The sequence below is a fragment of the Xanthomonas sp. SHU 308 genome, assembly GCF_000364645.1.
GTDB classification, from domain to species: Bacteria; Pseudomonadota; Gammaproteobacteria; order Xanthomonadales; family Xanthomonadaceae; genus Xanthomonas_A; species Xanthomonas_A sontii.
In genome coordinates, this window is record NZ_AQOK01000549.1 from 1 (window position 1) to 11,046 (window position 11,046).

At 69.5% G+C, this 11,046-nt stretch carries 11 protein-coding genes; 6 read left to right on the forward strand and 5 right to left on the reverse strand.

The genetic code is table 11. The features are described from left to right. Positions 1-528 (reverse strand): efflux RND transporter periplasmic adaptor subunit (locus D588_RS0116240; protein ID WP_017916725.1); only part of this gene is annotated, 528 nt, incomplete at its 3' end. Positions 529-665: 137 nt separating this feature from the next. Between D588_RS0116240 and D588_RS0116245 the strand changes: the two genes are divergently transcribed. Next, positions 666-1,295 (forward strand): TetR/AcrR family transcriptional regulator, encoded by a 630-nt coding sequence (locus D588_RS0116245; protein ID WP_017916726.1) that lies wholly within the window; start codon positions 666-668, stop codon positions 1,293-1,295. A gap of 19 nt (positions 1,296-1,314) precedes the next feature. On the opposite strand, the gene D588_RS0116250 is transcribed toward D588_RS0116245, so the two are convergent. Beyond that, positions 1,315-2,886 carry a YdiU family protein gene (locus D588_RS0116250; RefSeq protein WP_017916727.1) on the reverse strand — a complete coding sequence of 524 codons (1,572 nt, stop codon included), beginning with the start codon at positions 2,884-2,886 and terminating at the stop codon, positions 1,315-1,317. Positions 2,887-3,143: 257 nt separating this feature from the next. Here D588_RS0116250 and D588_RS0116255 point away from each other — a divergent pair, with 257 nt between their 5' ends. Continuing rightward, positions 3,144-4,037, forward strand: coding sequence for an alpha/beta hydrolase (locus D588_RS0116255; protein ID WP_017916728.1), 894 nt, complete (start codon positions 3,144-3,146; stop codon positions 4,035-4,037). Between the two features lie 21 nt (positions 4,038-4,058). On the opposite strand, the gene D588_RS0116260 is transcribed toward D588_RS0116255, so the two are convergent. Together D588_RS0116260 and D588_RS0116265 are read right to left on the reverse strand one after the other, a co-directional pair. Beyond that, the gene (locus D588_RS0116260) at positions 4,059-4,751 is read right to left on the reverse strand and encodes a glutathione S-transferase (protein WP_017909326.1); all 693 of its coding nucleotides are present in this window, start codon (positions 4,749-4,751) and stop codon (positions 4,059-4,061) included. 205 nt (positions 4,752-4,956) lie between these two features. Further along, complete coding sequence (locus tag D588_RS0116265; RefSeq protein ID WP_017909327.1) at positions 4,957-5,166, reverse strand: cold-shock protein; 210 nt, start codon at positions 5,164-5,166, stop codon at positions 4,957-4,959. A 490-nt stretch (positions 5,167-5,656) separates the two neighbouring features. Between D588_RS0116265 and D588_RS0116270 the strand changes: the two genes are divergently transcribed. From D588_RS0116270 to D588_RS0116280, 3 genes are all read left to right on the forward strand, one after another. Next, complete coding sequence (locus D588_RS0116270) at positions 5,657-6,202, forward strand: YaeQ family protein (protein WP_017916729.1); 546 nt, start codon at positions 5,657-5,659, stop codon at positions 6,200-6,202. Beyond that, entirely contained in the window at positions 6,199-7,395 is a 1,197-nt protein-coding gene (locus D588_RS0116275; RefSeq protein ID WP_017916730.1) for an NAD(P)/FAD-dependent oxidoreductase, read from the forward strand. Before D588_RS0116270 ends, D588_RS0116275 begins: the two co-directional genes overlap by 4 nt. 209 nt (positions 7,396-7,604) lie before the next feature. Beyond that, a complete protein-coding gene (locus D588_RS0116280; RefSeq protein ID WP_026143790.1) occupies positions 7,605-9,677 on the forward strand; it encodes an EAL domain-containing protein in 2,073 nt (690 codons plus the stop codon). Between the two features lie 95 nt (positions 9,678-9,772). On the opposite strand, the gene htpX is transcribed toward D588_RS0116280, so the two are convergent. Beyond that, positions 9,773-10,657 carry a protease HtpX gene (gene htpX, locus D588_RS0116285; protein WP_017909331.1) on the reverse strand — a complete coding sequence of 295 codons (885 nt, stop codon included), beginning with the start codon at positions 10,655-10,657 and terminating at the stop codon, positions 9,773-9,775. A gap of 103 nt (positions 10,658-10,760) precedes the next feature. On the opposite strand from htpX, the gene D588_RS0116290 reads away from it, so the two are divergent. Next, positions 10,761-11,046 (forward strand): glutamate--tRNA ligase family protein (locus tag D588_RS0116290; RefSeq protein ID WP_026143791.1); only part of this gene is annotated, 286 nt, incomplete at its 3' end.

Genomic DNA, 11,046 nt, shown 5'->3' on the forward strand with positions numbered 1-11,046 from the left:
CACCGTGGCGAAGCGCAGCTGCGTGCGCGCGGTGTCCAGCGCCGCGCGTTGCGCGTCGCGGCTGGCCAGCGCCTGCTTGTAGGCGGCCTGCGCATCGTCCACGTCCTGCTGCGCGGCCAGCCGGGTCTTGCCTAGGGTGCGGTAACGCTCGGCGCGCAGCGTGGCGGCGGCGAGCGTGGCCTCGGCGGTGGCCAGGTTGGCCTGCGCCTGGTTGGCGGCGGCCTGGTACAGGGTCGGCTCGATCTGGAACAGCGGCTGCCCGGCCCGCACCGTGGCGCCCTCCTCGAACAGCCGCTGGCGCAGGATGCCGCTGACCTGCGGCCGCACCTCCGATTCTTCCGAGGCCACGGTACGCCCGGCCAGTTCCACGCTCAGCGGCACGCTCTGCGGCTGCAGGGTCACCACCTCCACCGTCTTCGCTGCCGGCGCCGGGGCCTTGCCTCCCCCCTTGCAGCCCGCGAACGCGAGCACGACGACGGACAGCAGCAACGGCAGCGCGCGGCGGCGCTGGACGAAAGGCGCGGGCATGCGCTTGATCCTGGGGACGGCGGGGAGGATCATTTAATTTACTCAAAGACAAAAAAACAATCATGAAGGGAAGCACAACCCTTCGCCGCCAGGATGCGCAAACTGCGACGGCGACGGCCGAGCCGGCGACAACGGGCGTGCCCGCGCGCCCGCGTGGACGGCCGGCACTGGCGCGGCCACGCCTGCTGGCGGCGGCACGCACCCTGCTGCTGGAACACGGGCTGGACGTGTCGCTGGAACAGATCGCCAGCCAGGCCGGGCTGACCCGGCAGAGCCTGTACAACCACTTTTCCAGCAAGGCCGAGCTGCTGATGCAGGTGTTCGAGGCCTTGAACGAGGAACTGCAGGCGCGCTTCGAAAACATCGGCAGCGCTACCGCGCAGGACCTGCCGGCGACCCTGCGGCAGATCGCGGTGACCGTGCCGGCGCACCTGTACGCGCCCGACGCCTTGCGCCTGCATCGCCTGCTGGTGCAGGCCAGCGCGCAGATGCCGGACCTGCTGCAGTCGCTGCACCAGCGCCGCGCCGGCCGCCTGCGCGAGCGCCTGAGCGCCTTGCTGCAGACCCTGCACGCGCGCGGCGACGTGCAGGTCGCACGCCCCACCCTCGCCGCCACCGCGTTCATCGGCGCCACCTTCGGCTATGCCTATCCCGGCGCGATGCTCAACGGACAGGCGCCGGACGCGGCTGCGCAGCAGGCGCTGGCGGAAGAAGTGGTGGCGACCTTCCTGGCCGCCTGGCGCTATCGCGGCGCGACCGCGCCCTGAGCGCACGCGCCGGCCCCGCTCAGGAACTGCACGACAGCATCGAACAGCCAGCCCGGCTGCGCGCCCAATCCGGACGCTTCGCCGCGAAGGCCTCGCGTCCCGGCTGCTCGTCGTAGGGACGCCGCATCACCTCCAGCAGTTCGTCGATGCCGCTGGTATCGCCCTGCTCGGCGCGGTCGATCGCCTGCTGCGCCAGGTAGTTGCGCAGCACGTAGCGCGGGTTGGCCGCGCGCATCCGCTCCGCACGCAAGGCGGCTTGCAGCGGATCCTGCTGCAGGCGCTGCGCATAGCGGGCCAGCCAGACCTCGAACGCCGGCGCCTGCGCCGCCAGCTTGTCCGGGTCGTAGAACGCGTCGGCCAGCGCCGTCAGCGCCTGCGCCGGCGTCCACGGCGGCAGCGGCAATGCGCTCAAGCCGCGGAACCACAGGGTCATGTCGACCTCGCCCTGCTGCAGCAGATCCAGCACGTCGCGCATCAGCGCCACATCGTCATCACCGCACTGTTGCAGGCCGAGCTTGGCCGCGATGTTGTCGCGCTCGGCCTGCGCATACTCCGCACGGAACCGCTCCAGGCCGTCGTGCAGTGGCGCGACGTCGTCGAACAGCGGCGCCAGCGCCTGCGCCAGCCGACCCAGGTTCCAGTACGCGACCTGCGGCTGCGTACCGAAGCGGTAGCGGCGCCCCTGCGCATCGGTGGTGTTGGGCGTCCAGTCCGGGTCGTAGTCGTCGACCCAGCCGTAGGGGCCGTAGTCGATGGTCAGGCCCAGGATCGACATGTTGTCGGTGTTCATCACCCCGTGCACGAAGCCGACCCGCATCCAGTGCGCCACCATGCGTGCGGTGCGCGCACAGATCTCGGCGAACCAGGCCGCATCGCGTGCGCCACCGGTGCCGGACAGCGCCGGGAAATCGCGTGCGATCACCAGATCGGCCAGGCGCCGCAGCAAGGCGGTGTCGCCCCGCGCCGCCGGCAGTTCGAAACTGCCGAAGCGCACGAACGAGGGCGCCACCCGGCACACCACCGCGCCCGGTTCGGCGCGCGGGTGGCCGTCGTAGAACATGTCGCGCACCACCGTCTCGCCGGTGCCGACCAGGCTCAGCGCACGTGTGGTCGGCACGCCCAAGTGATGCATGGCCTCGCTGCACAGGAACTCACGGATCGACGAGCGCAGCACGGCGCGGCCATCGGCACCGCGCGAATACGGCGTGGGCCCGGCGCCCTTGAGCTGAAGCTCCCAGCGCCGCCCGTCCACGCCCAGCGCCTCGCCCAGCGAGATCGCGCGGCCGTCGCCGAGTTGTCCGGCCCAATGCCCGAACTGATGCCCCCCATAGTTCGCCGCATAGGGCTGCATGCCCGGATAGCGCGCATTGCCGGCGAACACCGCGGCGAACTCCGGCGCCCGCACCTCCTGCTCGGACAGCCCGAGCAAGGCGGCCACCTCCGGCGAATACGCCAGCAGCCGCGGCGCCGCGACCGGCGTCGGCTCGACCGGCGACCACAGCGCGCCCAGCACCTCGCGGCGCCGCGGACCGGTTTCCGGGTCGCCAGGCAGTTCGGCGACGAAACGATTGTCGAAACGCAAGGAGGGCATGGGAGACAGCGTAGAAGCCGCAGGCTTCATTGGAAAGTCCGCGAGGTGAGCATCCAGTGCACGCCAGGTATCGCGAGAGCCCGAAAAGCCCCTCTCCCCCGGGAGAGGGGTTGGGGTGAGGGTCCGACCACCGCGAACCCAGCGTACGCGCAGTAACCCCCGCTTTGACCAATCCCCACTCCCCACTCCACGCCCCACCTCCACTCGCCGCCGACACCCCCATGCGGCATGCTCCGCGCTCCTCTCAGGGATCGCCCATGTCCGACCGACCGTCTTCGCCCCGCTGGCCCCGCAACGCCCTGATCGCCCTCTCCTCGCTGCTGGTCTCGGCCTGCAGCAGCCTGTTCTTCGGCGGCCTCAACGCCAGCTCCTCGCGGCATGGCCTCCACGAGCAACGCGGGATCGTCTACGACGCGGCGCATGGCCTGGCACTGGACGTGTACCGCCCCGCCGGGGTGGAGCACGCGCCGGTGGTGGTGTTCTTCCACGGCGGTACCTGGAAGACCGGCGACCGCCAGAACTACCGCTGGGCCGGCGAAGCGCTGGCGCGGCACGGCGTGGTCGCGATCGTGCCGGACTACCGCAAGTATCCGCAGGTGACCCTGGACGGCTTCATGCGCGATGCCGCCACGGCGGTGGCCTGGAGCCGGCGCCATGCCGCCGACTACGGCGGCGATCCGCAACGGCTGGTGCTGATGGGCCACTCCGCCGGTGCGCACATCGCCGCGCTGCTGGCGACCGACGCTCATTGGCTGCAGGCACAGGGCCTGTCGCCGCGGCAACTGTGCGGCCTGGTCGGGCTGGCCGGCCCCTACGACTTCCTGCCGCTGACCGATCCGGACCTGATCGGCATGTTCGGCCAGGACCCGGCGCAACAGCGGCGCTCGCAGCCGGTGAACTTCGTCGACGGCGACGAACCGCCGGCGCTGCTGCTGCACGGTGACGCCGACACCGTGGTGGAGCCGCACAACAGCCAGTCGCTGCAGGCCGCGCTGCAGCGCGCCGGGGTACCGGCCGAACTGAAGACCTATCCCGGCGTCGGCCACATGCGCCTGGTGCTGGCGCTGCGCAAGGACGACCCGGCGCTGCCAGTCATGGCCGACAGCATCGCCTTCGTGCGTGCCTGCCCGGCACGTCCCGCCGCCCGCTGACCCGGACGATGCGGACGGAACTCAGCCGTCCGCGCTGCCGAGCAGTTCGAATGGACCACCCTGCTGCAGCGCGCGCTGATAGGCGGGGCGCTGCTCGATCCGCTGCACGAACCCGGCCAGGTTCGGATGCGTCTGCAGGCCGATGCGCGCCGCGGCGGCCTGCACCGGGAAGCTCATCTGCACGTCCGCGGCGGTGAAGCGGTCGCCGGCGAACCAGCCGGTCTCGGCCAGTTCGCGCTCCATCCAGTCCAGGTGCAGGCGCACCTGCGGACCGACGAAACCATGCATCGCCTTGTCGACGATGGCCTTGGCGATCGGCCGCGCGAAGAACGGCATCTTCGCCGAGCGGATCCGCCCGAACACCAGGCTCATCAGCAGCGGCGGCATCGCCGACCCCTCGGCGTAGTGCATCCAGTAGCGGTAGCGCAGGCGCTCGGGCGAATCCAGCGGCTGCGGCGCCGGCGACAGCGTGCTGCCGGTGTCGTAGCGATCCACCAGATAGTCGAGGATGGCCCCGGACTCGGCGAGGACGTGGCCGTCGTCCACCAGCACCGGCGACTTGCCCAGCGGATGGATCGCGCGCAGCTCCGGCGGTGCCAGCATGGTCTTGGGATCGCGCTGGTACTTGATCACCTGGTACGGCAGCGCCAGTTCCTCCAGCAACCACAGCACGCGCTGCGACCGGGACTGGTTGAGGTGATGCACGGTGATCATGGCGGCGGCTCCGGAGCTCGGGGGCCGCCATGGTAGCCGGATGCAGGTGTGAACCCGCGCATGCAGGGTATGGTCGCTGCATCTGGCGCCATGGCGACGGCGCCGCGATCAGCGGGAACCCGCTGTCCGAAAAAAGAAACGCCCAAAACAAAAACGCCGGAAGCTTGCGCTCCCGGCGTTCGGCACCTTGCGGTGGCAGACGTCCTTAGACGGCCTGCACCTGGTCAGCCTGCATACCCTTCTGGCCCTGCACGGCGACGAAGGTCACCTTCTGGCCTTCCTGCAGCGACTTGAAGCCGGTGCCCTGGATCGCGCGGAAATGCACGAACAGGTCCGGGCCGCTTTCCGGGGTGATGAAGCCGAAGCCCTTGGCATCGTTGAACCACTTCACGGTACCGTTCTGACGCTCAGACATTTGCTAACTCCTGAAACATTGAATTGAAGAAATCGCAGCCATCGGAAATCGAGGCCGAGACTGAGTTGCAGGCGTTAGTAAAGCGAGCGGAACGATGAAGTGGATCGTGAGATCTACTACACCAAGCCACGATTCACGGTGACTCTAGCAAACACAGTGGGGCCACCATACGCGGGTCGTGATCAAAAAGCGACATGTTTGTGTAGACAAACCGGGATCGACCACAAGGAAGCTGAACCCAACCCTAAAGTTAACGCCGGCGCTGCCGATCCGCCTGCCGATCCGCGGAAACTGCGCAAATCCGCCCTGGACCGGACAACGGCGACTGAGCCTGCGACCACGCCGGAGGTGGCCGTGGCTCCCCCTCCCCCCGCCCCGGCCACGGGTCGGACACGCGCCCCCCGGCCTCGATTCTCCCGCTTCCCCACAAGTCCCCGGCCAGCGGCGGCCCCACACCGTATCCTAGTGCGCCCTCGATCCCGATAGCCGCATGGCCCTCACCGCCACCCTCCGCAAGGCGGAGCTGCAGATTTCCGACATGGACCGCGGCTACTACGCCGCCCATTCCCTGACCCTGGCGCAACACCCGTCCGAAACCGATCAGCGGCTGATGGCGCGCCTGCTGACCTTCGCCCTGTTCGCCGAGGAGCGCCTGCTGTTCGGCAAGGGCCTGAGCAGCGACGACGAACCCGACCTGTGGCGGATGGACTACACCGGCGCGATCGAGCAATGGATCGAGGTCGGCCAGCCCGACGAGTCGCGGGTACGCAAGGCCTGCGGCCGGGCGCGCTCGGTGGTGGTGGCCAACTATGGCGGCCGCGCCGCGGACATCTGGTGGGACAAGAACGCGTCCGCGCTGATCAAGCTAAAGCCGGTACAGGTGATCGACCTGCCGGCCGACGCCGTCGCTGCAGCAGCCGAGCTGATCCAGCGCAGCATGCGCTTCGACGTGGTGATCCAGGACGGCGAGGTGCAGTGGCTGGGCGACAGCGGCAGCTTCGCCTTCACCCCCACGGTGCGCAAAGCCGCGGCATGAGCGTCGGGACCGCCCCCCTCCGCACCGATGTCGTGGTACTCGGCGCCGGCGCCGCCGGGCTGATGTGCGCGATCGCCGCCGGCCAGCGCGGGCGCCGGGTGCGGGTGATCGACCATGCCAACAAGGTCGGCAAGAAGATCCTGATGTCCGGCGGCGGCCGCTGCAACTTCACCAATACCGGCACCGGGCCGGGCAACTTCCTGTCGGCCAACCCGCACTTCTGCAAATCGGCGCTGGCCCGCTACCGCCCGGCCGATTTCATCGACCTGGTCGAACGCCACGGCATCGCCTATCACGAGAAGGAACTGGGCCAGCTGTTCTGCGACATCTCCTCCAAGCAGATCGTGCGCATGCTGGTGGACGAGTGCGCCGCGGCGGGGGTGACGGTGCGCACCGACTGCAGCGTGCGCGCGGTGGAACGCGGCAGCGAGGGGTTCCGCCTGGACACCGACGATGGCCCGGTGCATGCGGCCTCGCTGGTGGTGGCGACCGGCGGCCTGTCGATCCCCAGCCTCGGCGCCAGCGGCTTCGGCTACGAGCTGGCGCGGCAGTTCGGCCACGCGGTGCTGCCGACCCGCGCCGGGCTGGTGCCGCTGACCCTGAGCGGCAAGCACCAGGAACGCCTGCACGACCTGTCCGGCCTGGCGCTGCCGGTGGAGGCCAGTTGCAACGGCGCGCGCTTCCGCAACTTCATGCTGATCACCCACCGCGGCGTCAGCGGCCCGGCGATCCTGCAGATCTCCTCGTACTGGCAACCGGGCGACGACCTGCGCCTGGACCTGTTGCCGGGGCAGGACGCGGCGACCTGGCTGCGCGAACAGAAACGCCTGCGCGGCGCCGCCGAGTTGCGCACGGTACTCGGCGAGGCACTGCCGCGCCGCTTCGCACAACGCCTGTGCGAGGTGTGGCTGCCGGACAAGCCGGTGCGCCAGCTGGACGAGCCACAGCTGCGCGCCGCCGCCGAGCTGCTCGGCGCCTGGCCGCTGGTGGCCAGCGGCACGGAGGGCTACCGCACCGCCGAAGTCACCCTGGGCGGCGTGGACACCGACCAGGTGTCGTCCTCGACCATGGAATCGCGGCGCGTGCCCGGCCTGTACTTCGTCGGCGAAGTGCTCGACGTCACCGGCTGGCTGGGCGGCTACAACTTCCAGTGGGCCTGGGCCTCGGGCCATGCGGCTGGTTTGGCGGCCTAGCGGCCGGGAATGGGGAATGGGGAATGGGGAATGGGGACTCGGGAATGGGGACTCGAAACACCGCTCGTTGCGCGCGCGTCTCGGTCCGCCCGCGAACGTTCAGACACGGCAGTCCGCTCTTACGACTCCCCATTCCCGATTTCCCATTCCCGAACAACATGGACGCGACCGCGGGCATCGTGTATTAAACCCCGTCCCCGGGAGGCTTCATGCACACAGGCAAAGACATCACCCTCCGCCTGATGATCGTCGACGACAGCGGCGAAGACGCCGAGGCGATCGTCAGCAGCCTGCGCAACAGCGGCATCGCGGTGCGCCCGTCGCGGCCGCAGCACGCCGAGGAGTTGTCGGCGATGCTGACCGCACAGCCGATCGACCTGGTGCTCAGCGCGCAGGCGCAGTCGATCCCGCTGCCGCAGGTGCTGCAACGGGTCGCTGCCAGCGGCAAGGACATCCCGGTCATCGTGCTGGCCGAGCGCATCGACGAACAGGAATGGCTGGAGGCCGTGGCCGGCGGCGCGCGCGCGATCGCGCTGCGGCAGCGGCCCGAGCACTTGCTGGCGGTGGTCCGCACCACCTGGGCCGACCTGCAGGCGCGGCGCGGCCTGCGCCGGATCGAAGCGCAGATGCGCGAGACCGAGCGCCGCTGCGACGCGCTGATCGCCTCCTCGCGCGATCCGATCGCCTACATCCACGAGGGCATGCACATCCGCGCCAACGACGCCTACCTGGAGATGTTCGGGTTCGAGTCGTTCGACGACGTCGAAGGCGTGTCGCTGCTGGACATGGTCGCCCCGCAACACGTGGAAGGTTTCAAGCAGTTGCTGAAGTCGCTGAGCAAGGGCGAGCCGCCGCCGGCGCAGTACCAGGTGGACGCGCGCACCCTGGAAGGCGACAGCTTTCCGGCGACGATGGAATTCGCCACCGCCAGCTACGAGGGCGAGGCCTGCGTGCAGGTGGTGTTCCGCCGCCGCGAGGAGTTCGACCCGGAACTGGCGCGCGAGGTCGAGGACCTGCGCCAGCGCGACCAGGTCACCGGTCTGCTCAACCGCCCGACCTTCATGCTGGCGCTGGAAACCGCGGTGGCCCAGGTCGGCCGCGGCGAGGGCCAGTACGGCTTCCTGCTGGTCGAGCCGGATCATTACGCACGCCTGTTGGCCGACATCGGCCTGGATTCGGCCGATGCGCTGGTCGCCGCATTGGCCCAGCACCTGGCTGCCGCCATCGACGGCGACGTGCAGGCGGCGCGCTTCGGCGAGCACAACTTCGCACTACTGCTGGAAGGCGACTACGCGCGCACCGCGGCGCTGGCCGAGCGCCTGCTGCAGGCCTACGCCAGCCAGGTGTTCAGCGTCGGCGAGCGCTCGGCCACGGTCACCGTCAGCATCGGCGGCGTGCAGATCGGCGAGAAGATCGCCAGCGTCGGCCAGGTCCTGGCCCGCGCCAGCGAGAACGTGCAGGCGACCGTCGAACTGGGCGGCAACGCCTGCAAGATCTTCGACCCGGGCGCGGCCGACCGACTCGAGGAAGAGCGCGTGCAGCGCTGGGTCCAGCACCTGCGCGAGGCCCTGGCCGGCGACGGCTTCCTGCTGCACTACCAGCCGGTTCTGAACCTGCAGGGCGAACCGCACGAGCTGTACGAGGCCTACCTGCGCCTGGAGCGCAACGACGAGCTGATTGGCCCGTCAACCTTCCTCGGCATCGCCGCCGAGCATGGCCTGACTGCCGAGATCGACCGCTGGGTGGTCGCCCGCGCGATCGCCGTGATCGGCGAACGCCAGCGCGCCGGCCATGCCACCAGTTTGCTGGTCAAGGTCAGCCCGGAGGCCTTCGCCGACACGCAGATGGTCGACCTGATCCGGCGCGAACTGGCGACGCACGGCGTGCCCGGCGACCGCCTGTGGCTGCAGACGCCGGAGGCCAAGGTGTTCACCCATCTGCGCAACGCGCAGCAGTTCCTGGCCGACGCCACCGCCCTGGACTGCAAGGTCGGGCTGGAACAGTTCGGCTCCGGCCTGGACTCGTTCCAGTTGCTGGCGCACTTCCAGCCCTCGTTCCTGAAGCTGGACCGCGGCTTCACCCAGGACCTGACCCAGACCCGCGAACATCAGGACAAGATCCGCGAGATCACCGCGCGCGCGCAGTCTGCCGGCATCCGCACCATCGCCGAGTTCGTGTCCGACGCCACCTCGATGAGCCTGCTGTTCAGTGCCGGCGTCGACTACGTGCAGGGCGAGTTCGTCGGCCTGGCGGCGCCGGGGATGACGTTCGATTTTGCCTGAGGGGCCGCGATTCGGGATTGGGGATTGGGGAGTCGCAAAAGCAACGGCCGGCGGAGCCTGCGCTCCGCCGGCCGGCATGTCGATCTCGCGAACTATCAGCTCACCGTCGCGTTGACGTGCGAGGCGCGCAGGGTGGCGATGCGCTCGGACAGCGGCGGGTGGCTCATGAACAGCTTGCGCAGGCCCTGGCCCAGGCCACCGGCGATGCCGAACGCCTGCACCTGCGACGGCAAGGTGCTCTGGCCATGGTTGAGTTCCAGCCGCTGCAGCGCCGCGATCATCTTGGCGCGGCCGGCCAGGCTGGCGCCGCCGGCGTCGGCGCGGAACTCGCGGTAGCGCGAGAACCACATCGCGATCATCGTCGCGAACAGGCCGAACACCAGTTCCAGCACCATCACGATCGCGTAGTAGGCCAGGCCGCGACGGCCGTCGCGGTTGCCGGACAGGTAGCTGTCGACCACGCCGCCGACCACGCGCGCCAGCACGATGACGAAGGTGTTGAGCACGCCCTGCAGCAATGCCATGGTCACCATGTCGCCGTTGGCGATGTGGCTGATTTCATGGCCCAGCACCGCCTCGGCCTCGTCCTCGGTCATGTTCTGCAGCAGGCCGGTGGAAACGGCGACCAGCGCATTGTTGCGGTTGGCGCCGGTGGCGAAGGCGTTGATCTCCGGGCCGTCGTACACGGCGACCTCGGGCATGCCGATGCCGGCGGCCTGCGCCTGGCGCTGCACGGTCTGCAGCAACCAGCGCTCGGTGTGGTTGCGCGGCTCGGTGATCACTTGCGCACCGGTGGCGCGCTTGGCCATGAACTTGGACAGCAGCAGCGACACCAGGGAGCCGCCGAAGCCGAAGATCGCGGCCATCACCAGCAGGCCGCCCATCTGGTTGGGGTTGACCCCGAACACGGACATGACAATGCCGGCCAGCACCAGCACCGCCAGGTTGGTGATGAGGAACAGGACGATACGATTGAACATGTGAGCGTGGGCTCCGCACAGATCAAATGGAAGGATTGGCTCGAATCTGCGGTGTCGGCCGCTTGAATTCAAGCGCGCACCTGACCGAGGATTCAGCTTGTCCATGTCCCCGCCTCCCTACCGCGGCCGCTTCGCGCCCTCGCCCACCGGCCCACTGCACCTGGGTTCGCTGCTCGCCGCCTTCGGCAGTTGGTTGCTCGCCCGCCACGCCGGCGGCCAGTGGCTGCTGCGCATCGAGGACGTGGACCGCCCGCGCAGCGTGCCCGGCGCCGCCGAGCGGCAACTGGCGAGCCTGCGCGCCTGCGGCCTGGAGGCCGACGGACCGGTGCTGCGGCAGAGCGAGCGCGACCCGGTCTACCGCGACGCCCTGCAGCGGCTGCTGCAGGGCG

What these genes read in the sequence shown, in the direction of transcription:
- D588_RS0116270 (WP_017916729.1), top strand. Translation starts at nt 5,657, where the DNA reads ATGGCCCTCACCGCCACCCTCCGCAAGGCGGAGCTGCAGATTTCCGAC.
- D588_RS0116265 (WP_017909327.1), bottom strand. Translation starts at nt 5,166, where the DNA reads ATGTCTGAGCGTCAGAACGGTACCGTGAAGTGGTTCAACGATGCCAAG.
- D588_RS0116280 (WP_026143790.1), top strand. Translation starts at nt 7,605, where the DNA reads ATGCACACAGGCAAAGACATCACCCTCCGCCTGATGATCGTCGACGAC.
- D588_RS0116250 (WP_017916727.1), bottom strand. Translation starts at nt 2,886, where the DNA reads ATGCCCTCCTTGCGTTTCGACAATCGTTTCGTCGCCGAACTGCCTGGC.
- D588_RS0116255 (WP_017916728.1), top strand. Translation starts at nt 3,144, where the DNA reads ATGTCCGACCGACCGTCTTCGCCCCGCTGGCCCCGCAACGCCCTGATC.
- D588_RS0116275 (WP_017916730.1), top strand. Translation starts at nt 6,199, where the DNA reads ATGAGCGTCGGGACCGCCCCCCTCCGCACCGATGTCGTGGTACTCGGC.
- htpX (WP_017909331.1), bottom strand. Translation starts at nt 10,657, where the DNA reads ATGTTCAATCGTATCGTCCTGTTCCTCATCACCAACCTGGCGGTGCTG.
- D588_RS0116260 (WP_017909326.1), bottom strand. Translation starts at nt 4,751, where the DNA reads ATGATCACCGTGCATCACCTCAACCAGTCCCGGTCGCAGCGCGTGCTG.